The sequence below is a fragment of the Thauera sp. SDU_THAU2 genome, from assembly GCF_038260575.1.
In the GTDB taxonomy this organism is placed as follows: domain Bacteria; phylum Pseudomonadota; class Gammaproteobacteria; order Burkholderiales; family Rhodocyclaceae; genus Thauera.
On the sequence record NZ_JBBWUN010000003.1, the window covers coordinates 2,838,383 to 2,860,639 of the forward strand.

Sequence of the window (22,257 nt, forward strand, 5' to 3'; positions counted from 1 at the left end):
GCTCAACCCTCCTTCTCGATGCGCGTGAGGTTGTCACGCAGAATGGGACCGTACTCGTACTTGCCCGCGCAGACATAGCTGCACAGCGCCAAGTCTTCCTCATCGAGTTCGAGGCAGCCGAGCTTCTGGGCCATGTCGGTATCGCCGATGATCAGGTAGCGAAGCAGCTGGGTCGGCAGCATGTCGAGCGGCATCACTTCCTCGTAGTTGCCGATCGGGATCATCGCCCGCTCACTGCCGTTGGTGCTGGTGGTGAAATCGAACAGCTTGCCCGACATCAGCTTGGAGATGTACAGGTTCATCACCGAATGCTTGTCCGTCCCGGCGCGCAGGTAATGCATGAACTCGCGCTCGGTGCCTTCTTCCAGGCAGGAGATCTGCTGGTCGTAGCGGCCCAGCCAGGCACAGGCGCCGCGCGAAGTGCGGCCGCCGAACACCGAGCCGGAGATCACCCGTACCCTGGTGCCGGTCTTCAACTCGCCGGCGGTCAATTCGTCCAGGCTGGCACCCAGGCGGGTACGCAGCAGGCGCGGCTTGTCGACCATCGGGCCGCCCAGCGCGACGATGCGCTCGACCGGCAGGCGGCCGCTGACGAACAGGCGGCCGATGGCGATCACGTCCTGGTAGCCGATCGTCCACACCGTCCTGTGCGCATCGACCGGATCGAGGAAATGGATGTGGGTACCGGCCAGGCCGGCCGGATGCGGGCCGGCGAACTCCTCGACCTGCACATTGGCGATGCCGGCGCCGGGAATCTTCGCGCCTTCCGCCGTACACAGGAAAACCTTGGCCAGGCGAGCCAGCACACGCAGTCCGCGGCTGAAGTCTTCCGCCGCCTCGGTTATCACCACGGCCGGATCGGCCGCCAGCGGATGGGTGTCGATGGCGGTGACGAAAATCGACGCCGGCGTCGAGTCGACTGCCGGCACCTTGCTGTAGGGGCGTGTCCGCAACGCGGTCCATAGACCGGACTGCTGCAGGTTCTCGCGTACCTGCTCGCCGCTCAGGCCATCCAGCTGCCCGTCGGCATAGCGGGCGAAATCGACCGCCTCGTCACCATCGAGTTCGATGACCACCGACTGCAGCACCCGCTGCTCGCCACGATGGATCGCACTGACGACACCGGCGCCCGGCGCCGTGAAATGCACGCCAGGCGTCTTCTTGTCGGAAAACAGTACCTGGCCCAACTTGACCCGATCACCTGCCTGAACGGCCATCGTCGGCTTCATACCGTGGTAGTCGAAGCCGATGACCGCCACGCTGCGCACCGGCCTCGCGGCTTCGATACGCTGCTCGGGCGCCCCGGTGATGGGCAAGTCCAGACCGCGTTTAATTCTGATCATTCGCTTAGTCCGAAGTGAGGTTGAACAGCACAAGGCGAGCTCTGCCGGCATCCAGCCCAAACAGACCGCACACCTCCCCGTCCCTGCCGAAACTCTGAAAGCTTTTATGTCGAAAGTCGTGAATTCTATCCAACTCTGCCGCCCGAACGCGAGCAGTCATCGACGACGACCGAACGAGGGCAAACCCGGAGTCCCCGACCGACAGCGCATCGTCATGCCGTGCGGGCATCCCGGCGACACCGTGGCCAGGCGGTTCTCAAGCCTTCAGCACCGCGATCGCGCTCATCGTCATCAGCGCTCCCGCCCGTCCTCGACGGCCAGCGCCCACAACACCAGCGCGCAGAACAGGATCAGCAGCAGCCACTTCAGCACGGAGCAAGTCGTGCTGATCAAGTAGATCGAAGGTACACCGAAGCGTGGCATTTCGGTGAGCCACCAGTGCAAACCGTTCTCCACCGCATCGAGAACGGCTGCCAACGGCAGCATGAAGGGCGCGGCGGCGCGCGCAATCCGCGGCAACGGGGAAAAAATCCGGGTGCGTACCGCGAGCAGCCACCCGAACGCACCATAGGCCAGCAAGACCGCACCGTCGAACGGAAGCCAGCGGCGGTACAGTGCCAACCCCTCGGGCGGCCAAAGATGGATGATCTCGCCAAATATCCTTGGATCCCACGCGAGTTGAAGCGCGATCACACTCGGCTTGAGCTCGGCGAGATGCCAGGCCATCACCAACCACGATGCCGCGGCGAGCACGCCGCTGATCCAGACTGCACGCATTCAGATTGCTCCAGGAAACACGCTGCTCCCCTCCTGCCCGCGAACTGCCTCCGAAAAGAAGAAACCCGGCGGTGGCCGGGTTTCAGTGCGGGCCGACCAGCGGCCGAGGCGGAACCTCGCCGACCTCAGCCGACGATGGTCTGCGCTTCGCCATCCTTGCGCGCATCGATACGGCCGATGCGATGGACGGTTTCACCCGCCGCTCTCAGCGCAGCTTCGGCCGCATCGGCGTCGGCCGCCGACACCACCACCGCCATGCCGATGCCGCAGTTGAACACGCGGTACATCTCCTGCATGTCGACGTTGCCTTCCTTCTGCAGCCACTGGAACAGCGGCGGCAGCGTCCAGCCGGCGGCGTCGATGCGGGCGGTGAGCCCGTCGCCCAGGATGCGCGGCACGTTCTCGGTGATGCCGCCGCCGGTGATGTGAGCCATGCCCTTGACCACGCCGGGCTTGCCCTGCATCAGCGCCAGCAGCGGCTTGACGTAGATGCGGGTGGGCTCCATGACCACGTCGCGCAGCTTGCGGCCGTGGAAGTCGGCGTCGAGGTCGGGCTTGGCGACTTCGATGATCTTGCGGATCAGCGAGTAGCCGTTGGAGTGGGCGCCGCTGGAAGCCAGGCCGAGCACGACGTCGCCCGGCACGATGCGGCTGCCGTCGATGATGTCGGCCTTCTCGACCGCACCGACGGCGAAGCCGGCGAGGTCGTATTCGCCCGCCGGGTACATGCCGGGCATTTCGGCGGTTTCGCCGCCGATCAGCGCGCAGCCGGCCAGTTCGCAGCCCTGGGCGATGCCCTTGACCACGTCGGCAGCGGTGTCGACGTCGAGCTTGCCGCAGGCGAAGTAGTCGAGGAAGAACAGCGGCTCGGCGCCCTGCACCAGGATGTCGTTGACGCTCATCGCCACCAGATCCTGGCCGACGGTGTCGTGCTTGTTCAACTGGAAGGCGAGCTTGAGCTTGGTGCCGACGCCGTCGGTGCCGGACACCAGCACCGGCTCCTTGTACTTCTTCGACAGCTCGAACAGTGCGCCGAAGCCGCCGATGCCGCCCATCACCTCGGGGCGCATGGTGCGCTTGGCCAGCGGCTTGATGCGGTCGACCAGGGCGTCGCCCGCTTCGATGTCCACGCCGGCATCGCGGTAGGAGAGGGAGGCTTGGTTGGAGGAGGTGGGTGCGCTCAAGATCGTTCCTCTGGACTGGCGGAAATGCCGGGGCGGTGCCCGGCTGGCGCCCCTGGCCGCGGCCCGTGCTTGAGGCTGCAACGCCAAGTGGCTACATTTACGTGTTTCGCGGGTGGCATGCCCCCGCGCCAAGCCCGCGATTTTACTCGAAATGACCCAGCCCCGCGCCTATCGCCTGCAAGCCCTCGCCTGGACCGCCATCGCCATCGCGCTGGTCGGTCTGTTCTGGCTGCTGGGCCCCATCCTCGCGCCCTTCGTGATCGGCGCGGTGTTCGCCTACATCTGCGACCCGGCGGTCAACTGGATGGTGGCGCGCCGCGTGCCGCGCGCGCTGGCGGTACTGCTGGTGATCGTCGCGCTGGGCCTGATGATGGTGGCGCTGGCGCTGATTCTGGTGCCGATGGTCTATCGCGAGGGGGTTCAACTGGTGAACCGCCTGCCCGATCTGGTCGATATGTTCAACGCCCAGGTATCGCCGCTGCTGCAGGCGCGGCTGGGCATCGACCTGCAGCTCGACGCCGCCCAGCTGCGCCAGTTGATCACCGACAACTGGAGCAACGCGCAGGACCTGGTGCCGATCGTGCTCGGCCACCTCAAGGCCGGCGGCATGGCGGTGATCGCCTTCATCGCCAACCTGTTCCTGATCCCGCTGGTGATGTTCTACCTGCTGCAGGAATGGCCGCGCCTGCTGACCGAACTGCAGCGCATCGTGCCGCGGCCGTGGCTGGAGCGGACGATGGCGATCATCAACGACATCGATTCGGTGATGTCGGAGTTCCTGCGCGGCCAGCTGTCGGTGATGCTGCTGCTGGCAGTGTTCTACAGCATCGGGCTGTGGCTCGCCGGGCTGAACTTCTGGCTGCCGGTGGGCGTGCTGACCGGCCTGCTGGTATTCATTCCCTACGTCGGCTACGGCGGCGGCCTGATCCTCGCCATCCTCGCCGCACTGCTGCAGGCCGAAGGCTGGCCGCTGCTGATCGGCGTCGGCATCGTGTATGGGCTGGGCCAGGTGATCGAGAGCTTCGTGCTGACGCCCTACCTGGTCGGCGAGCGCATCGGCCTGCATCCGCTGGCGGTGATCTTCGCGCTGATGGCTTTCGGCCAGCTGTTCGGCTTCGTCGGCGTGCTGGTGGCGCTGCCGGTCAGCGCCGCGCTGCTGGTCGGCCTGCGCGAAGTGCGCAACGCCTGGTTCGCCAGCCCGGTCTATCTCGGCACGCGGGTACAGCCGGTGATCACGCAGGATGTGAACCACGATCGGCATTGATCGCCAGGCCATGAAGCAACTCGTCCTCGACATCCGCCCCGATGCGCCGCCGACGCTGGAAAACTTCGTCGCCGGCGCCAACGCCGAACTGGTGGCGGCGGTGTCGCTGCTGGCCTCGGCATCGACCGCGCGGCAACTGCCGGCACGCCACGTCTATGTCTGGGGCGCGCCAGGCAGCGGCCGCAGCCACCTACTGCGCGCCAGCGTGGCACTGGCGCGGGAGGCCGGCCGCCCGACCCACATCCTCGCCGCCGAGGACGTGGACGACGCCCTTCCGGAAACCGCCGATGCGCTGGTCGCGGTGGACGACATCGACCGCCTGGCGCCCGAAGCGCAGATCGCGCTGTTCAACGCCTTCAACCGCAGCCGCGGCAACGGCCAATCGCTGCTGCTGGCCGGCCCCGCCGCACCGCTCGGGCTGGGCCTGCGCGAGGATCTGCGCACCCGCATCGGCCAGAGCCTGATCTACGAAGTACAGCCGCTCGACGACGCCTCGCGCGCCACCATCCTGGCCACCCTGGCCGAACGCCGCGGCCTGCGGCTGGCCGACGAAGTGGTCGACTTCCTGCTGCGCCACGGCCGCCGCGAACTGCCCAGCCTGCTGGCCGTGCTCGACGCCCTCGACGCCGCCTCGCTCGAGCGCAAACGCCCGATCACCCTGCCCCTGCTGCGCGAGATGATGCAGCAAGGGCTGGAGATTTGATGGGAGTACCATTCAGACACGGCCGATGGGTTTCGCCTGCGGCTCTACCCATCCTACAGAGGCGGCGAAGCCCGTAGGATGGATAGAGCGAAGCGAAACCCATCGCCACCTTTCACTCTACCCAATACCCCGGAGCATCCACTTGAACCTCGCCCTCTTCGACCTCGACAACACCCTGCTCGCCGGGGATTCCGACTTCGCCTGGGCACAGTTCCTGATCGAAAAGGGCGTGCTCGACCGCGAAGTGCAGGAAGCGAAGAACATCGAGTTCTACGAGCACTACAAGGCCGGCACGCTCGACATCGACGCCTTCCTCGACTTCCAGCTCGCCCCGCTGGCGCGCCATTCGCGGACCGAACTCGATGCCTGGCACCGCGAGTTCATGGAAACGTCGGTGAAGCCGATGATCACCGCCAAGGCACGCGCGCTGGTCCGGCAGCACCTGGACGAAGGTGCGCTGGTCGCCGTCGTCACCGCCACCAATGCCTTCGTCACCGGCCCGATCGTGCGCGAGTTCGGCATCGCCCATCTCGTCGCCACCGTCCCGGCACAGGAAAACGGCGCCTTCACCGGCAAGGCGCGCGGCACGCCGGCTTTCCAGGCCGGCAAGATCGTCCGCGTCGATGCCTGGCTGGAATCGCTCGGCCTCTACGTCGGCGGCTTCGAGCGAAGCTGGTTCTACAGCGATTCGCACAACGACCTGCCGCTGCTGAAGCACGTCTCCGACCCGGTCGCGGTCGATCCCGACGACACCTTGCGCGCCCACGCCGAACAGCAGGGCTGGCCGGTGCTGTCGCTGCGCTGATGGACGAAGCGCGCTCGCCACGGGCGATCGGTTATCATTGCCGGCTCATGCAAGAACGACGCCTTTCCCGATGATCCGCAAGCTGCTGCGCAAGGTCTTCAAGCGCCCGGCGCAATCCGCCCGCCACGAACCCGCGCTGATTCCGGTCGAACGCCACGGCATTCGGCGCGAACAACTCTCCCCCGCCGCACGCAAGGTCTGCGCCGTATTGCAGGAAAAGGGCTACAAGGCCTTCGTCGTCGGCGGCGCGGTGCGCGACCTGCTGATCGGCCAGCCGCCCAAGGACTACGACGTCGCCACCAGCGCCACGCCCGAGGAAGTGCGTGCCGCCTTCCGCCGTTCGCGCATCATCGGCCGCCGCTTCAAGATCGTGCATGTGATGAGCGGGCCGGAAACCATCGAGGTCTCCACCTTCCGCGCCAGCCAGGACGCCGAATCGGCCGAGATCGACGAGCACGGCCGCGTGCTGCGCGACAACGTCTACGGCAACCAGGAAGAGGACGCCACCCGGCGCGACTTCACCGTCAACGCGCTGTACTACGACCCTGCCAGCGAGACCATCGTCGACTACCACCACGGTGTCGCCGACATCCAGCAGAAGACGCTGCGCATGATCGGCGATCCGCGCACCCGCTACCGCGAAGACCCGGTGCGGATGCTGCGCGCGGTGCGCCTCGGCGCCAAGCTCGGGCTGACGATCGACCCGGCCGCGCGCCACCCGATCCGCGACATGGCGGTGCTGCTGGAGAACGTCCCCGCCGCGCGCCTGTTCGACGAGATGCTGAAGCTGCTGTTCTCGGGCTACGCAGTCGGATGCCTGCAGCAGTTGCGCGAGGAAGGCCTGCACCACGGCCTGCTGCCGCTGCTCGACGTGATCCTCGAACAGCCGATGGGCGAGCGCTTCGTCTGGCTGTCGCTGGAAAATACCGACGAGCGCGTACGCCAGGGCAAGTCGGTGTCGCCCGGCTTCCTGTTCGCCACCTTACTGTGGCACGAAGTGCTGGCCGCGTGGGAAAAGAAGAAAGCCGCCGGCGAACACTCGCAGCCGGCGCTGTTCGAAGCGATGGACGAGGTGCTCGACGCCCAGGCCCGCAAGCTCGCCATCACCCGCCGCATCGTCGGCGACATCAAGGACATCTGGGCGCTGCAGCCGCGCTTCGACAAGCGCGCCGGCAAGACGCCCTACCGCCTCATCGAGCAGCCGCGCTACCGCGCCGGCTGGGACTTCCTGCGCCTGCGCGCGCAGGCCGACGAAATCCCGATGGAGATCGTCGACTGGTGGGACCGCTTCGCCCATGCCGGCCACGACGCCCGCGAGGAGCTGATCCGGCAGGCGCCGGCCGACGACGCCCCGGCGGCCAGGAAGCGTCGCCGCAAGCGCCGCAAGCCGGCCGGCGCATCGACCGCCTCTGCCTCCGAAGCCGCCTGAAGCCCTGCCTCCGATGCCGCCCCCCGTGCGCGCCTTCGTCGCCTTCGGCGCCAATCTCGGCGACCCCGCCGCAGCCTTCGCGCTGGCGCTGCAGCGCCTGGCGGGGCTGCCCGGCACCCGGGTCGCGGCACGCTCGTCGCTGTACCACAGCGCCCCCGTCGGCGTCGCAGGCCAGCCCGACTACATCAACGCGGTGATCGAGCTGTCGACCACGCTCGCCGCGCGCCCGCTGCTCGACGCCCTGCTGGCGATCGAGCACGAAGGCGGCCGCCGGCGCGATGGCCACATGGCGCCGCGCACCATGGATCTGGACCTGCTGCTGCACGGCGACGCGGTCATCGACGAGCCCGGCCTGCAGGTGCCGCATCCGCGCATGCACCTGCGCGCCTTCACGCTGGTGCCGCTGGCCGAGATCGCACCCGAGGCCTGTATTCCGGGCCACGGCCGGGCTGCCGATCTGCTGCCGGGCGTTGCCGATCAGGCCATCGCACGCGCCTGAGCCCTGCCCCCACCACCGAAGCCTTTCCTTTCGCGCCTCCGCCGAGCCCACCATGCCCACCTGGCTCCAGCCCGCCGCCACGGCTTTCACCGCCAACCCCGTCTGGCTGCAGACCGCCCTGCTGCTGACCGCTTCCAACGTGTTCATGACCTTCGCCTGGTACGGCCACCTGAAGAACATGCAGGGCAAGGCCTGGTATCTGGCGGCGCTGGTGAGCTGGAGCATCGCGCTGTTCGAATACCTGCTGCAGGTGCCGGCCAACCGCATCGGCGCCACCGCGCTGAATCTCGCCCAGCTCAAGATCATGCAGGAAGTGATCACCCTGCTGGTGTTCGTCCCCTTCGTCGTGCTGTACATGAAGCAGCCGCTCAAGCTTGACTATCTCTGGGCTGCGTTGTGTATGCTTGGCGCGGTTTATTTCATCTTCCGCAGCTGATTCCACCACTGATACAGGGCCAGGCCGGCACGCTCATGCTCGACAAAGCACACTACATCGTCGTCGAAGGCCCGATCGGCGCCGGCAAGACTTCGCTGGCAAAGCGCCTCGCCGAGCGGCTGCAGGCCGACACCCTGTTCGAGCAGGCCGAGCTCAACCCCTTTCTGGCGCGCTTCTACCAGCAGCCCGAGCGCTGGGCGATGGCAACACAGCTGTCCTTCCTGTTCCAGCGCATCGACCAGTTGGCCGCACTCGGCCCGATCTCGGAAGAACGGCGCGTGGTATCGGACTTCATCCTCGACAAGGACAGGCTGTTCGCCGAGCAGAACCTCAGCCCCGAGGAGCTGGCGCTGCACCAGCGCATCCACGACAGCGTGAAACCCGCGGTGACGCCCCAGCCCGATCTGGTGATCTACCTGCAGGCCAGCGCCGACACGCTGATGGAGCGCGTGCACAAGCGCGGACTCGACGCCGAGCGGCGCATCACCGAAGCCTATCTGCAGCAGGTCGCCGACCGCTACACGCGCTATTTCTACCAGTACGATGCGGCACCGCTGTTCATCGTCGATGCCGGTAAACTGAATCCGGTCGACCACGACGACGACTTCGAGCTGCTGCTCACCCGCCTGCGCGACATGCGCGGTTACCGCGAATTCTTCGGTTACGCCGGGTAAAACCCCGATCCTTAATTTGGCGTAATGAACTTGTGCAATGCACCAGTTTGGTGGAAAACTCCGCCCTCCCATCAGGAGCGATGAATGAGCTATCTCCAGGACCAGAAGCCCGTCACCCTGTTCGAACTCGGCAAGATGCGCGCCGAAGGCCGCAAGATCGTCATGCTGACCGGCTACGACGCCAGCTTCGCCGCGCTGCTCGGCCGCGCCGGCGTCGATGTCGTGCTGATCGGCGACTCGCTCGGCAACGTGCTGCAGGGCCAGAAATCGACGCTGCCGGTCACCCTCGAGCAGATGGCCTACCACACCGAGTGCGTGGCGCGTGCCAATGCCCGCCCACTGGTGGTCACCGACATGCCCTTCGGCTCCTGTCACGAGAGCCCGGAGCAGGCGATGCGCAACGCCGCGCGCCTGATGGCCGCAGGCGCGCAGATGGTCAAGATCGAAGGCGGCGAGTACATGGCCGAAACCGTGCGCTTCCTGGTCGAGCGCGGCGTGCCGGTGTGCGCCCACATCGGCCTGACGCCGCAATCGGTGCATCAGCTCGGCGGCTACCGCGTGCAGGGCCGCGGCGACGAAGGCGCGGCCCGCATGAAGGCCGACGCACTGGCGCTGGAGCAGGCCGGCGCCTCGCTGGTCGTCATCGAAATGGTGCCGGCCACGCTCGCCGCCGACATCACGACCAGCCTGCGCACGATGGCCACCATCGGCATCGGCGCCGGGCCGTCCTGCGACGGCCAGGTGCTGGTGCTGCACGACATGCTCGGCATCTTCCCCGGCAAGACCGCCCGCTTCGTGCGCAACTTCATGGAAGGCGCGAGCAGCATCGAGGATGCGGTCGCGCGCTATGTGGCCGCAGTGCGCGACGGCAGCTTCCCCGCTGCCGAACACTGCTACTGAGCGCCCGGCGCGCCGTCGCCGACGGCGCCGTTGCCAACCCGTAGTTGCCAACCACTCCAGGTTCCGACATGCAGATCCATCACACCATCGCCGGGCTGCGTGCGGCCCGCGCCACCGCCGGCAAGGTCGCCCTCGTTCCCACCATGGGCAACCTGCACGAAGGCCACATCACGCTGATGCGCCAGGCCGCCGAAAAGGCCGACTGCGTGATCGCCAGCGTCTTCGTCAATCGCCTGCAGTTCGGTGCCGGGGAAGACTTCGACCACTACCCCCGCACCCTCGCCGCCGACTGCGAGAAGCTCGCCGCGGTCGGCGTCAAGCACGTCTTCGCGCCGGACGAAGCCGAGATGTATCCGCAGCCGCAGCGCTACCACGTCGATCCGGCGCCGGCCCAGGTCTCGATCCTCGAAGGCGAATTCCGCCCCGGGCACTTCCGCGGCGTCGCCACCGTGGTGCTCAAGCTGCTCAACATCGTGCAGCCCGACATCGCCCTGTTCGGCAAGAAGGACTACCAGCAGTTGATGGTGCTGAGCAACATGGTGCGCGAACTGGCGCTGCCGGTCGAAGTGCTGCCGGGCGACACCGTGCGTGCCGACGACGGCCTGGCGCTGTCCTCGCGCAACGGCTACCTGAGCGAGGACGAGCGCGCCCGCGCGACGCTGCTGTACCGCCTGTTGAGCCGCATCCGCGACGCCGTGCGCACCGGCGACCACGACCTGCTCAAGCTCGAGACCGACGCCATGGACGAACTGGCCGCCGCCGGCTGGCAGCCCGACTACGTCGCCGTGCGCCGCCGCGCCGACCTGCAGCCGCCGCTGCACATGGACGATCCGCTCGTCGTGCTGGCGGCGGCCAAGCTGGGCCGCACCCGGCTGATCGACAATCTGGAGATCCGAGCCGCGGCATATCATCAGGGTTCGCCCCCGCTTGTGCTCAAGCGAAGCCCGGACCACCCTATACTTGCAACTTACAAGAACCCGCCACAGCCGGCGAGCTTGTGGCGCGACGACCGAAGGAGGGAGAACAGCGATGGTGACGACCGTAAAACAGATTCTTGAACAGAAGGGCAGCGCTTTCCACGCCGTGGGCCCGGCCGACTCGGTGTTCGACGCCCTGTCGCTGATGGCGCAGTTCGACATCGGCTGTGTACTGGTCATAGAGGGAAACCGCCTGGTAGGCATCTTCACCGAACGCGACTACGCACGCAAAGTCGTGCTGAAGGGCCTGGTGTCGCGCGACATCCGCGTCGGCGACCTGATGACGCCGAACCCCTGCACCGTCACGCCCACGAATACGGTCGATGAAGTCATGCACACGATGACCGAGAACCGCTTCCGTCATTTGCCGGTCGTGTATCACGGTGAAATCATGGGCGTCGTCACCATCGGCGACATGGTCAAGTCGGTCGTCCAGCAGCAGCAGGCCACGATCCGCCAGCTCGAAAGCTACATCGCTGGCGACCTCGCCGCCGAATGAGGCTGCAACAGCGATGAAAAACGCCGGGCGGGCCCCGGCGTTTTTCGTTTCCGCACAAGGAAAGCGGCCTCAGTCGCCGCCCAGCGCCTTGCCGACCACCTCGGCCACGTCCGGCGACAAGCCGTCGCTCGCCAGCACCCGCTCGAGCTGGGCACGAATGCTCGCCTGCAGCGCCGGCGTGAAGCGGCGCCAGCTTTCCAGCGCGCGCGCCATGCGTGACGCGACCTGCGGGTTCTTCGCGTCCAGCGCGATCACTTGCTCGGCCCAGAACGCGTGGCCGCTGCCGTCGGCGGCGTGGAATTCGCCCGGATTGGCGCGGAAGTAGGTACCCAGCAGCGCATAGACCTTGTTCGGGTTCGACAGGCTGAAGGCCGGATCAGCCATCAAGACGCGCACGCGATCCAATGCCGGCGCTGCCGCATCGTCCCAGCGCCAGGCGCCGGCCTGCAGCGCGAACCACTTGTCGAGCACCAGCGCATCGTCGCGGTAGCGGGCCTGGAAGGCGTCCAGCGCAGCCTCGCGCGCCGGATGCGAGCTCTGCACCAGCGCAGCCAGGGCGCCGGAGCGTTCGGTCATGTTGGTCGCGGCGTCGAAGCGTGCCTGCGCCTTGACCAACCCTTCGGCATTGCCGGCAGCGGTCAGGTAGCGCAGCGCCAGATTCGCCAGCGCGCGGCGGCCGGCATCGCCGGGATGGTAGCGATACTCGCCCGGCACCTGCATCGCGTCGAACAAGGCCAGCCAGTTGCCCGCCAGACGCTCGCCCAGCGTGCGCATCAGCCTGACCAGCGCTGCCCGAAGCGCCTGCGGATCGGCGGGCGCCATGCGTTCGAGCAGATAGGCTTCGCCCGGCAGTGCCAACGCCTGGGCACGGAAAGCGGGGTCGAGCGCGCCGTCTTCGAGCAGCGTGCGGAAAGCGGCGACGAAGGCTCCGGGCACGACCATCGCCGCATCGGCCGCCATCGCCAGCACGATGCGCTCAGCATAGCGCTGCGCCGCGTCCCAGCGGTTGAAGGGGTCGGCATCGTGCGCCATGCGGAAAGCCAGGCGCGCATCGTCCTCGTCCAGTTCGAGGATCACCGGCGCGGAGAAGCCGCGCAGCAGCGAGGGCACCGGCTCGGCATCGAGGCCGACGAAGCGGAAACACTGCTCGGCCTCGGTCAGTTGCAGCACGCGCGTGCTCGCACCGGCCTGCGCCTCGCCTTCGAGCCGCAGCGGGCAATCGCGCCCGTCCGGGCCGATCAGGCCGACCGCCACCGGGATCACCAGCGGCAGCTTGGCGTGCTGGCCCGGCGTCGCCGGGGTGGATTGGGCCAGCGTCAGTGTGTAGCAACCCTCGGCCGCATTCCATTCGCCGCGGGCCTTGAGCCTCGGCGTGCCGGCCTGGCCGTACCAGCGCATGAACTGGTCGAGATCGAAGCCGTTGTTCGCCTCCGACATCACTTCGACGAAATCGTCGCAGGTCACCGCCTGGCCGTCGTGATAGCTGAAATACAGGTCCATGCCGTTGCGGAAGCCCTCCTGCCCCAGCAGGGTGTGCAGCATGCGGATGACTTCGGCGCCCTTCTCATACACCGTCGCGGTGTAGAAGTTGTTGATCTCCTGGTAGCTGTCCGGGCGGATCGGATGCGCCATCGGCCCGGCATCCTCGGGGAACTGCGCGGCGCGCAGCACGCGCACGTCGTCGATGCGCTTGACCGCCCGCGCCGAGGCCGCGGCTGCCGGACCGGCGGCCTCATTTGCCATGTTGCCCAGCATGTCGGCCGAGAACTGCTGGTCGCGGAACACCGTCAGCCCTTCCTTCAGCGTGAGCTGGAACCAGTCGCGGCAGGTGACGCGGTTGCCGGTCCAGTTGTGGAAATATTCATGCGCCACCACGCTCTCGACGTTCTCGTAATCGACGTCGGTCGCGGTGTCCGGCTTGGCGAGCACGAACTTGGTGTTGAAGATGTTCAGCCCCTTGTTCTCCATCGCCCCCATGTTGAAGTCGGCCACGGCGACGATCATGAAGCGGTCGAGGTCCAGCTCCAGGCCGAAAGTCTCCTCGTCCCAGCGCATCGAATGCACCAGCGAATCCATCGCGTGCTGGCAGCGGTCGAGGTTGCCCTCCTCCACCCATACCTGCAGCAGCACCTCGCGGCCCGACATCGTCCGCTCCTTGCGCTCCAGCACCACCAGGTCGGCAGCGACCAGCGCGAACAGGTAGGACGGCTTCGGGAAGGGATCTTCCCAGCGCGCATAGTGGCGGCCATCCGGCAGCTCGCCCTGCTCGATCAGGTTGCCGTTGGACAGCAGCACCGGGCATGCGCTGCGGTCGGCTTCCAGCGTCACCGTGAAGCGCGCCATCACGTCCGGACGGTCGGGGAAACAGGTGATGCGGCGGAAACCCTCGGCCTCGCACTGGGTGAAGAAGCCGCCATTGGACAGGTAGAGCCCCGACAGCGTGGTGTTGGCCCTGGGGTCGATGCGGGTCTTCACCTCGACCACCACGCGCTCGCCGTCGGCGTCGATCTCGATCAGCGTGCCCTGCTCGCGCAACCCGCGCGGCGCCTGGCCATCGACGGTCAGCGACAGCCGCTCGAGATCCTCGCCCCACAGCCGGATCGGCCCGATCTCCGCATCGCGGTTGCGCACGCACACCATGCGGTTGGTGACGACGGTGGCGTCGGGATCGAGGGAAAAATGCAGATCGACGGTCTCGACCGTCCAGGACAAAGGCTGGTAGTCGGCGCGCTGAATCGTTGGGGCGTGTTCTGTTCTCATGTTTTCTCCAGCTTCCGCGCGAGGGGCGCGGAAAAGCGGGAGTTTACTGCAGGGGCTGGCGAAGAACATGGAAGAGTCGCAGCACCTTGATTGCCCACAGGCAGGGCCGTGCTATTATTGATAACAAATTATCAATATCATTTGATCCCCATGACGACGCTCGCAAGCACAACAGCGGCCGCCCCAGCCATCCCCTCCACCACAGCCACCCGGCTCGGCGCCATCGACGCGCTGCGCGGCCTGGTGATCGCCTTCATGCTGCTCGACCACGTCCGCGAAACCTTCTACCTGCACCATCAGGTGCCGGACCCGATGGTGGTCGCCGACACGCCACCCGAGCTGTTCTTCAGCCGGCTGCTGGCGCACATCTGCGCGCCGGTGTTCGTCTTCCTGACCGGGCTGTCGGCCTTCCTGTACGGCAGCCGCCACGGCGACGACGGCCGCGCCGCGGCAGCGGCCTTCCTGTTCAAGCGCGGGCTGTTCCTGGTGCTGCTGGAGATCACCGTGATCAACTTCGCGTGGACCTTCCAGTTCCCGCCGGCGAAGGTCTTCCTGCAGGTGATCTGGGTCATCGGCCTGTCGATGATTGCGCTGGCAGCGCTGCTGTGGCTGCCGCGCCGGCTATTGATCGCCATCGGCATCGTGCTGGTGGCCGGCCACAACCTGCTGGACGGCCTGCACTTCGCCGTCGGCCACCCGATGCACATCCCCTGGGCCGTGCTGCACGACCGCGGCTGGATCGAAGTGTCCGAAGCGCTGCGCCTGCGCACCTCCTACCCGCTGCTGCCCTGGATCGGCGTGATCGCGCTGGGCTATGCAGCCGGACCGTGGTTCGCGGCAGGCTCGGACGCGGCACTGCGCCAGCGCCGCCTGCTGAACTGGGGAATCGGCCTGCTGCTTGGCTTCGTCGTGCTGCGCACGATCAACGTCTATGGCGACAAACCCTGGGTGGCCGGCGATACCGCGCTGCAGACGCTGATGAGCTTCGTCAACATCACCAAGTACCCACCCTCACTGCTGTTCGTCGCGCTCACGCTCGGCATCGGCCTGCTGGTGCTGCGCGCCTTCGACCGCCAGCCCGGCGCGGCCTGGCTGAAGCCGCTGGTCGTGTTCGGCGCTGCACCGATGTTCTTCTACGTGCTGCACCTGTACGTGCTGAAGTTCCTGTACCTGGGCGCACAGGCGATCTGGGGCAACAACCAGGGCGAATATTTCGGCTTCGACGGCATGGGCGGAGTCTGGCTGTGCACCATCGTGCTGGCAGTGATCCTGTACCCCGTGGTCAAGGCCTTCGCCGCCTTCAAGGCACGCCGCCGCGACCTCGCCTGGCTCAAGTATCTTTGACCGACGACGTGCCGCAGTCGCGGCAGACGCCGTACAGGGTCAACTCGTGGCCGTCCACGACGAAACCCTGCGGCGCCAGCTTCTGCATGTCGCCGGGACAGGCGTGGACGTCGAACACGCGATTGCAGCGGTTGCAGCGGAAATGATGGTGATGCTTGTGCCCCGCCAGCTCATAGCGGGACGGCTCGCCGGGGAGTTCCACCGCCTGGATCTCCCCTGCCTCGGCCAATTGCTTGAGGTTGCGGTAGACGGTGGCCAATCCCAACGCCGGTACTTCGGCTTGGGCTGCCTGCAGGATTTCGGCGGGAAGCAGCGGCCGTCCGGCATCGGCCAGGGCACTGCGGATCGAATGGCGTTGGCGGGTTGAGCGTTCCATGGGTGCCATTGTCGCAGCGAGGACGACGGGCTGCCAGCGCATAACAAGGAAGAGATAATTGGCGCCCTGGATTTTGCGGTCACAGGGGTTCGAGAAACTCAAGATGCGCAGATCACCGGGGACGCTTCTTTGCTATGGTCTTTGCGGCCATGTTCATATAAAGCGCCAAATTCAAGTCGTAGATGGTCACGCGTCGATGTGCATCCCATGTGGTGAGCGACACCATGACATGGTTGAAGACGTTGCGCCACTCGGGATGATGATCCAGGACCTTGCAGTGCTCGGAAACCAGCGCCATGAACTCGGCGGCCTGGTCGAAGTGGGGAAACTTGAACGTCTTGACCAAATACCTGACTTCCGCATTTCCGAAATTGTCGACATACCATCCCTCGAAATCGTCATAGCGGAGAGTCTGAGCAAGCTCTACATCCGAAAGCGGTTGAGTACGTGCCTTTGCGAGATCAGGCTTTGGGTAGCTGTCCGCATCAGGCCGCTTCTTCAGCGAAAGCTTGACGGCAAGCCTGTCCAGCAGCGGGCCGATAGCAGACGGCCACCCTGCATAATCGATGTATTCGGAATGGAGATCGGCCAGAAAGGCAAGCTCGGGTCGAAGCTCAAACCTGTGAAAACCTCTTTCGCAATCGGCAAAAAGCGGAATGATTGCACGCTCTTCAAGGCCGAAACGATCCGCTTCAGGCAAGCCGATCGGAGCCGTTCGCGAATGGATCAATTCTTCGACGACCCAGTCCGACACGGTCGGACTCCCTCGAGACATCTCACTCCCCGGCATCCAGTGCTTGCCGATAAGGGCGATCGTCGCATGGGCACCGTCGATCAAACTCCGCAGGCGGTCCGGGAATCGGTCACCCGGCGCCATCTCTTCGACGTCGACCGATACACGGACGAACTGCAGGCGCTTCTCTATTTCACTCTTCAACAAAAGGGCGATTGGAGCGGTATCCTGGCGCCGGTAGCTGATAAAGAAGGTAAATGGCTGCACTGAATTTTCTCCGTTGGCGATGGTCCTGGTCGGCTTGCTCATGAATCGCCCGCTCCTTGCGATGCATGTCGGGCTTCCCACCCCCGTACCACCGCCTTCTCCACCTCCACCAGCAGCAGCACCGCCACCCCGAAACCGAAAATCCGCAGCCACGCATCCAGAGCCAGCCCTTCGGTGCCGAACAGCGTCTGCATCACCGGCAGGTAGGTGAATGGCACCTGGCAGACCAGCAGCAGGCCGATGGCCCACAGCACGTAGCGGTTGCCGCAGAAGCCGGCGCGGTTCAGCACCGGGCCGGTCAGGCTGCGCATGTTGAAGAGGTAGAACACTTCGCCGATCAGCACGGCGTTGACCGCCGCGGTGCGGGCGGCGGCAAGGCTGGCGCCTTGTTGCAGCTCCCACAGGAACAGGCCCATGCCGCCTGCCACCAGCAGCAGGCCGACGAAGACGATGCGCCACATCAGGAAGCGCGTCAACAAGGGCTCGCGCGGATCGCGCGGGTCGCGCTGCATGATGTCGGGCTCGGCGTCCTCGAAGGCGAGCGCGAGCGCCAGCGTGACCGCGGTGATCATGTTGACCCACAGGATCTGCGCCGGCGTGATCGGCATCGTCAGGCCGAACAGCACGGCGAAGAAGACGATGCCGGCCTGGCCGATGTTCGTGGGCAGGATGTAGGCGACGGCTTTCTTCAGGTTGTCATAGACGGTACGGCCTTCCTCGACCGCGGCCGCGACCGAGGCGAAGTTGTCGTCGGCGAGCACCATTTCCGCCGCCTCCTTGGCGGCTTCGGTGCCTTTCTGGCCCATTGCGACGCCGACGTCGGCGCGCTTCAGCGCGGGCGCGTCATTGACGCCGTCACCGGTCATCGCCACCACTTCGCCGCTGGCCTGCAGTGCCTGGACCAGGCGCAGTTTGTGCTCGGGGCTGGCGCGGGCGAAGATTTCCGTTTGCTGCACGGCACGGGCCAGCGCCGTATCGTCCATTCGCTCGATCTCGGCACCGGTGAGGGCGCGGACTTCCTGCGCCAGGCCGAGCTGCTGGCCGATGGCGCGTGCGGTGGCGGCGTGGTCGCCGGTGATCATCTTGACCCGGATGCCCGCACCGAGACAGGCCTGCACCGCGCGCACGGCTTCGTCTCGCGGCGGGTCGGTGATGCCGAGTACGGCCAGCAGCACGAAGCCGCCCTGCTCCACGTCGTCGAAGCACAAGCTGTCCAACCGGCCTGGCACCTGCCCTTCGGCCACCGCCAGCAGGCGCATGCCGCGGGCAGCGGCCTCGTCCATACGCTGCTGCCAGGCATCGGCGTCCAGCGGCAGCGGTTGGCCATCGAGGCCGGCGCAAGTGGCACACATCGACAGCACCCGCTCCGGCGCGCCTTTCAGCATGATCCAGGTTTCGCCGCGCGGGTCGTGGTGCAGCGTGGCCATGAAGCGGTGCTCGGATTCGAAAGGAATGAGGTCGTCGCGCGGCAGTTCTTCGTGCTGCCGATGGGGATCGATGCCGGCCTTCAGCGCCAGCGTGACCAGCGCGCCTTCGGTGGGATCGCCGACCATCTGCCAGGTGTCGCCGTCGCGGTTCAGCTCGGCGTCGTTGCACAACAGCGCGGCACGGCCGATCCGGGCCAACAGGGGTGCTTCTTTGGGCAGCAATTCGCGTCCGTCGTGCTCGAAACCGCCATGCGGCGCATAACCGACGCCGCTGACGTCCAGATTGCCTTCAGCGGTGATGACGCGCTGCACCGTCATTTCGTTGCGGGTCAACGTGCCGGTCTTGTCGGAGCAGATGACGGTGACCGAGCCGAGCGCCTCGACCGCCGGCAGGCGGCGGATGATGGCGCGCCGCCGCGCCATGCGCTGCACGCCGATGGCGAGCGTGATCGTCATGACCGCCGGCAACCCTTCCGGGATCGCCGCCACTGCCAGACTGACCGCGGCCAGGAACATCTCGCCCGGCGCATAGCCGCGCAGCAGGGTGCCGAACGCAAAGGCAGCGAGCGCGATGGCCAGCACCACCCAGGTCAGCATCGTGCTGAAACCCGCCATCTGCCGCAGCAAGGGCGTGGTCATCGATTCGACCGACTGGAGCATGACGCTGATGCGGCCGATCTCGCTGCCGGCACCGGTGGCGACGACCACGCCGCAGCCCTGGCCGTAGGTGACGAGCGTGCCCGAATAAGCCATCGAGCGGCGGTCGCCGAGGCTGGCGTCGGCGGCGACCGGCTCGGGCGACTTCTCCACCGCCAGCGCCTCGCCGGTCAGCACCGCTTCCTCGATGCGCAGGCTGCGGGCCTCGATCAGGCGCAGGTCGGCCGGCACCTTGTCGCCCGAGGCGAGGAAGACCAGATCACCCGGCACCAGCTCGGCGGCATCCACTTCCTGCCGCCGGCCGTCACGCAGGACCTGGGCATGGGGCGACAGCATGTCGCGGATGGCGTCGAGCGCGCGCTCGGCCTTGCCCTCCTGCAGGAAGCCGATGACGGCGTTGATCAGCACGACGCCGAAGATCACGCCCGAATCGACGTGATGGCCGAGCAGCAGCGTGATCACGCCGGCCGCCAGCAATACGTAGATGAGGACGTTGTGGAACTGCAGCAGGAAGCGCTTCAGCGGGCCGTTGCGCGGCGGTTCGGGCAGCGTGTTGGGACCGTGCCGCACCAGCCGCGCCACGGCCTCGGCGGCGTCCAGCCCAGCGTCACGGTCGACGCCGAGCGCGGCCAGACAGTCATCCGCCGCTCGGGCGTGAGGATCGGATACGAGTTCGAAAGATGAAACGGGCGCTGAGGAAGGAGGTACGGACGACATGATTTGCCAGGACGGAGCTACCCGCCTGTCAAGCGGGCATCCCACGCCACGAAGTGGATCGCATACCCGATGCTACTCCGTCAGCCTGGCAAAAGTTCCTCCGGTACGATACGGAATGCCGCCTGCGGCCCGCTCCTTCTTGACGGCGGGCGGCATCAGCACGATGCAGGAGCCCACCAGGCGATCGTGCAGGAACTGCCGGTCGCGGTCGATCAGCGCCCACAGCAGGCCGATGCCGAACAGCAGCACCGAAGGCCAGCACAATGCGTAACGCAGCCAGCAGCGGCCAAGGCTCAGGCCGCGGCCGTCGGCATCGACCAGCTTCAGGCGCCAGGTCTGCATCGCCAGCGTCTGGCCGTGACGGCGCCAGTACCAGACGAAATAGGCGCCCAGCACGACGAAGATGTGCAGCCAGGCGAACCAGCCCGGCGGCGCGATCTCGAAGCCGACGCCGAGCATCAAGTAGGGGACGAGAAAGGTCAGTGCCAGCACGCCGAGCAGCAGCATCGACTCGTACAGCATGCTGGCCAACCGCCTGCGGAAACTGGCGAGTTCGACGCGCGGGCGCTCGCCGGTGCCGGCAGGTGCAGTCGCGGCCTTGGCGGCGGCGGAATGGCGTTCGGGATTGCGCTTCATGGAAGAGTCCGGAGGGGTCGATCGATGTGCGAAGCGGTACGGGCGCCGGAACACCCCTTGTCCGCCTTGACCAAACCCGCCGTGGCCGGTAACGTTGCGCGTTTCTTCAAACGACTTGTCGAGTGAGTTTGCGATGGTGCTTACCGGAGCCGAAATTGTAATCAGGTGCCTTCAGGAAGAAAAGGTCGAGTACGTCTTCGGCTATCCCGGCGGTGCAGTACTGTATATCTACGACGCGCTGTTCCAGCAGGAGTCCGTGCGCCACGTGCTGGTGCGCCACGAGCAGGCCGCGGTGCACGCCGCCGACGGCTATGCGCGCTGCACCGAGCAGGTCGGCGTCGCGCTGGTGACCTCCGGTCCGGGCGCGACCAATGCCGTTACCGGCATCGCCACCGCCTTCTGTGATTCGATTCCGATGGTCGTCATTTCCGGCCAGGTGCCCACTGCCGCCATCGGCCAGGACGCCTTCCAGGAAGTCGACACCGTCGGCATCACCCGGCCCTGCGTCAAGCACAACTTCCTGGTCAAGGACGTGCGCGAGATCGCGTCGACGATCAAGAAAGCCTTCTACCTGGCGAAGACCGGCCGCCCCGGCCCGGTGCTGGTCGACATTCCCAAGGACGTGTCGATGCACAAGTGCGAGTACGAGTATCCGAAGGAGATCTCGATGCGCTCGTACAACCCGGTGGTCAAGGGCCATTCGGGCCAGATCAAGAAGGCCGTGCAGCTGCTGCTCGAAGCCAAGCGGCCGATGATCTACACCGGCGGCGGCGTGGTGCTGTCGAACGCGGCCGAACAGCTCACCAAGCTGACCCGCCTGCTCGGCTACCCGATCACCAACACCCTGATGGGCCTGGGCGGCTACCCGGCCGGCGACCGCCAGTACCTCGGCATGCCGGGCATGCACGGCACCTACGAAGCCAACATGTCGATGCACTACTCCGACGTGCTGCTGGCCGTCGGCGCCCGCTTCGACGACCGCGTCATCGGCCTGCCTTCGCACTTCGCCGAAGAGCCGCGCAAGATCATCCACATCGACATCGACCCGTCGTCGATCTCGAAGCGGGTCAAGGTCGACGTGCCCATCGTCGGCGACGTCAAGGAAGTGCTGGAGGAGATGATCCGCCAGCTCGAAAGCGGCGAAGCCCGCCCCAACCCCGAGGCGCTCGCCGCCTGGTGGAAGCAGGTCGACGAATGGCGCGGCCGCAACTGCATGATCTACAAGAACTCGGACGAGATCATCAAGCCGCAGTTCGTCGTGCAGAAACTGTGGGAAGTGACCGGCGGCGAAGCCATCGTCACCTCCGACGTCGGCCAGCACCAGATGTGGGCCGCGCAGTACTACCCCTTCACCAAGCCGCGCCGCTGGCTCAACTCCGGCGGCCTGGGCACGATGGGCGTCGGCATGCCTTACGCGATGGGCGCGCAGCTCGCCCATCCGGACATGCAGGTCGCCTGCATCACCGGTGAAGCCTCGATCCAGATGAACATCCAGGAACTGTCGACCTGCAAGCAGTTCCGCCTGCCGATCAAGATCTGCAACCTGAACAACCGCTACCTGGGCATGGTGCGCCAGTGGCAGCAGCTGTTCCACGGCGGCCGCTACTCCGAGTCCTACATGGATTCGCTGCCCGACTTCGCCAAGCTGGCCGAGTCCTACGGCCACGTCGGCATCCGCGTCGACAAGCCCTCGGATGTCGAAGGCGCGCTGCGCGAGGCCTTCACCACGCACAAGAACGAGCTCGTGTTCCTCGACTTCCAGGTCGACCCGACCGAGAACGTCTACCCGATGGTGCAGGGCGGCAAGGGCCTCACCGAGATGATCCTGTCCGCCGAAGACCTCTAATCCA

Annotated in this window: 19 protein-coding genes and 1 pseudogene; 12 read left to right on the forward strand and 8 right to left on the reverse strand. The window is 66.3% G+C overall.

Going from position 1 to position 22,257, the window contains the following annotated elements; translation table 11 throughout:
• Positions 1-2: 2 nt before the first annotated feature.
• From AAFL97_RS14865 to purM, 3 genes are all read right to left on the reverse strand, one after another.
• Positions 3-1,343 (reverse strand): Na(+)-translocating NADH-quinone reductase subunit A, encoded by a 1,341-nt coding sequence (locus tag AAFL97_RS14865; protein WP_341645585.1) that lies wholly within the window; start codon positions 1,341-1,343, stop codon positions 3-5.
• Positions 1,344-1,634: 291 nt separating this feature from the next.
• Positions 1,635-2,120 (reverse strand): hypothetical protein, encoded by a 486-nt coding sequence (locus AAFL97_RS14870; RefSeq protein WP_341645586.1) that lies wholly within the window; start codon positions 2,118-2,120, stop codon positions 1,635-1,637.
• 125 nt (positions 2,121-2,245) lie between these two features.
• Positions 2,246-3,304: a phosphoribosylformylglycinamidine cyclo-ligase gene (gene purM / locus AAFL97_RS14875; RefSeq protein WP_341645587.1), complete on the reverse strand. Its 1,059-nt coding sequence runs from the start codon at positions 3,302-3,304 to the stop codon at positions 2,246-2,248.
• A 151-nt stretch (positions 3,305-3,455) separates the two neighbouring features.
• On the opposite strand from purM, the gene AAFL97_RS14880 reads away from it, so the two are divergent.
• From AAFL97_RS14880 to AAFL97_RS14925, 10 genes and pseudogenes are all read left to right on the forward strand, one after another.
• Positions 3,456-4,568, forward strand: coding sequence for an AI-2E family transporter (locus AAFL97_RS14880; protein ID WP_341645588.1), 1,113 nt, complete (start codon positions 3,456-3,458; stop codon positions 4,566-4,568).
• A gap of 10 nt (positions 4,569-4,578) precedes the next feature.
• A complete protein-coding gene (gene hda / locus AAFL97_RS14885) occupies positions 4,579-5,271 on the forward strand; it encodes a DnaA regulatory inactivator Hda (protein ID WP_341645589.1) in 693 nt (230 codons plus the stop codon).
• 142 nt (positions 5,272-5,413) lie between these two features.
• On the forward strand, positions 5,414-6,076 hold the full coding sequence (locus tag AAFL97_RS14890) for a histidinol-phosphatase (RefSeq protein ID WP_341645590.1): 663 nt from the start codon (positions 5,414-5,416) through the stop codon (positions 6,074-6,076).
• A 70-nt stretch (positions 6,077-6,146) separates the two neighbouring features.
• Positions 6,147-7,505, forward strand: a complete 1,359-nt coding sequence (gene pcnB / locus AAFL97_RS14895) for a polynucleotide adenylyltransferase PcnB (RefSeq protein ID WP_341645591.1) — start codon at positions 6,147-6,149, stop codon at positions 7,503-7,505.
• 13 nt (positions 7,506-7,518) lie between these two features.
• On the forward strand, positions 7,519-8,004 hold the full coding sequence (gene folK, locus AAFL97_RS14900; protein WP_341645592.1) for a 2-amino-4-hydroxy-6-hydroxymethyldihydropteridine diphosphokinase: 486 nt from the start codon (positions 7,519-7,521) through the stop codon (positions 8,002-8,004).
• A gap of 52 nt (positions 8,005-8,056) precedes the next feature.
• Positions 8,057-8,440, forward strand: coding sequence for a DMT family protein (locus tag AAFL97_RS14905; RefSeq protein ID WP_341645593.1), 384 nt, complete (start codon positions 8,057-8,059; stop codon positions 8,438-8,440).
• Between the two features lie 35 nt (positions 8,441-8,475).
• Complete coding sequence (locus AAFL97_RS14910) at positions 8,476-9,114, forward strand: deoxynucleoside kinase (protein ID WP_263459770.1); 639 nt, start codon at positions 8,476-8,478, stop codon at positions 9,112-9,114.
• Positions 9,115-9,198: 84 nt separating this feature from the next.
• On the forward strand, positions 9,199-10,014 hold the full coding sequence (gene panB, locus AAFL97_RS14915) for a 3-methyl-2-oxobutanoate hydroxymethyltransferase (RefSeq protein ID WP_263459769.1): 816 nt from the start codon (positions 9,199-9,201) through the stop codon (positions 10,012-10,014).
• 68 nt (positions 10,015-10,082) lie between these two features.
• Positions 10,083-10,907 (forward strand): annotated as a pseudogene (gene panC / locus AAFL97_RS14920) (pantoate--beta-alanine ligase); the annotation flags it as partial.
• Positions 10,908-11,043: 136 nt separating this feature from the next.
• A complete protein-coding gene (locus AAFL97_RS14925) occupies positions 11,044-11,490 on the forward strand; it encodes a CBS domain-containing protein (RefSeq protein ID WP_341645594.1) in 447 nt (148 codons plus the stop codon).
• A gap of 69 nt (positions 11,491-11,559) precedes the next feature.
• On the opposite strand, the gene pepN is transcribed toward AAFL97_RS14925, so the two are convergent.
• A complete protein-coding gene (pepN, locus tag AAFL97_RS14930) occupies positions 11,560-14,250 on the reverse strand; it encodes an aminopeptidase N (protein WP_341645595.1) in 2,691 nt (896 codons plus the stop codon).
• A gap of 150 nt (positions 14,251-14,400) precedes the next feature.
• On the opposite strand from pepN, the gene AAFL97_RS14935 reads away from it, so the two are divergent.
• Positions 14,401-15,594, forward strand: coding sequence for a DUF1624 domain-containing protein (locus AAFL97_RS14935; protein ID WP_341645596.1), 1,194 nt, complete (start codon positions 14,401-14,403; stop codon positions 15,592-15,594).
• Here AAFL97_RS14935 and AAFL97_RS14940 read toward each other — a convergent pair.
• The 4 genes from AAFL97_RS14940 to AAFL97_RS14955 form a co-directional block, all read right to left on the reverse strand.
• Positions 15,581-16,072, reverse strand: coding sequence for a Fur family transcriptional regulator (locus AAFL97_RS14940; protein WP_341645597.1), 492 nt, complete (start codon positions 16,070-16,072; stop codon positions 15,581-15,583). The genes AAFL97_RS14935 and AAFL97_RS14940 overlap by 14 nt on opposite strands.
• Before the next feature lie 10 nt (positions 16,073-16,082).
• On the reverse strand, positions 16,083-17,012 hold the full coding sequence (locus tag AAFL97_RS14945; RefSeq protein WP_341645598.1) for a 4a-hydroxytetrahydrobiopterin dehydratase: 930 nt from the start codon (positions 17,010-17,012) through the stop codon (positions 16,083-16,085).
• Positions 17,009-19,771: a cation-transporting P-type ATPase gene (locus AAFL97_RS14950; RefSeq protein ID WP_341645599.1), complete on the reverse strand. Its 2,763-nt coding sequence runs from the start codon at positions 19,769-19,771 to the stop codon at positions 17,009-17,011. Before AAFL97_RS14950 ends, AAFL97_RS14945 begins: the two co-directional genes overlap by 4 nt.
• Positions 19,772-19,843: 72 nt before the next feature.
• On the reverse strand, positions 19,844-20,407 hold the full coding sequence (locus tag AAFL97_RS14955; protein WP_341645600.1) for an RDD family protein: 564 nt from the start codon (positions 20,405-20,407) through the stop codon (positions 19,844-19,846).
• 115 nt (positions 20,408-20,522) lie between these two features.
• Here AAFL97_RS14955 and AAFL97_RS14960 point away from each other — a divergent pair, with 115 nt between their 5' ends.
• Positions 20,523-22,253: an acetolactate synthase 3 catalytic subunit gene (locus tag AAFL97_RS14960; protein ID WP_341645601.1), complete on the forward strand. Its 1,731-nt coding sequence runs from the start codon at positions 20,523-20,525 to the stop codon at positions 22,251-22,253.
• Positions 22,254-22,257: the final 4 nt, after the last annotated feature.

Coding starts and splice junctions, on each gene's coding strand:
- AAFL97_RS14865 (WP_341645585.1), bottom strand. CDS start 1,343: ATGATCAGAATTAAACGCGGTCTGGACTTGCCCATCACCGGGGCGCCC.
- AAFL97_RS14870 (WP_341645586.1), bottom strand. CDS start 2,120: ATGCGTGCAGTCTGGATCAGCGGCGTGCTCGCCGCGGCATCGTGGTTG.
- AAFL97_RS14880 (WP_341645588.1), top strand. CDS start 3,456: ATGACCCAGCCCCGCGCCTATCGCCTGCAAGCCCTCGCCTGGACCGCC.
- hda (WP_341645589.1), top strand. CDS start 4,579: ATGAAGCAACTCGTCCTCGACATCCGCCCCGATGCGCCGCCGACGCTG.
- pcnB (WP_341645591.1), top strand. CDS start 6,147: ATGATCCGCAAGCTGCTGCGCAAGGTCTTCAAGCGCCCGGCGCAATCC.
- folK (WP_341645592.1), top strand. CDS start 7,519: ATGCCGCCCCCCGTGCGCGCCTTCGTCGCCTTCGGCGCCAATCTCGGC.
- AAFL97_RS14905 (WP_341645593.1), top strand. CDS start 8,057: ATGCCCACCTGGCTCCAGCCCGCCGCCACGGCTTTCACCGCCAACCCC.
- AAFL97_RS14910 (WP_263459770.1), top strand. CDS start 8,476: ATGCTCGACAAAGCACACTACATCGTCGTCGAAGGCCCGATCGGCGCC.
- panB (WP_263459769.1), top strand. CDS start 9,199: ATGAGCTATCTCCAGGACCAGAAGCCCGTCACCCTGTTCGAACTCGGC.
- AAFL97_RS14925 (WP_341645594.1), top strand. CDS start 11,044: ATGGTGACGACCGTAAAACAGATTCTTGAACAGAAGGGCAGCGCTTTC.
- pepN (WP_341645595.1), bottom strand. CDS start 14,250: ATGAGAACAGAACACGCCCCAACGATTCAGCGCGCCGACTACCAGCCT.
- AAFL97_RS14935 (WP_341645596.1), top strand. CDS start 14,401: ATGACGACGCTCGCAAGCACAACAGCGGCCGCCCCAGCCATCCCCTCC.
- AAFL97_RS14945 (WP_341645598.1), bottom strand. CDS start 17,012: ATGAGCAAGCCGACCAGGACCATCGCCAACGGAGAAAATTCAGTGCAG.
- AAFL97_RS14950 (WP_341645599.1), bottom strand. CDS start 19,771: ATGTCGTCCGTACCTCCTTCCTCAGCGCCCGTTTCATCTTTCGAACTC.
- AAFL97_RS14955 (WP_341645600.1), bottom strand. CDS start 20,407: ATGAAGCGCAATCCCGAACGCCATTCCGCCGCCGCCAAGGCCGCGACT.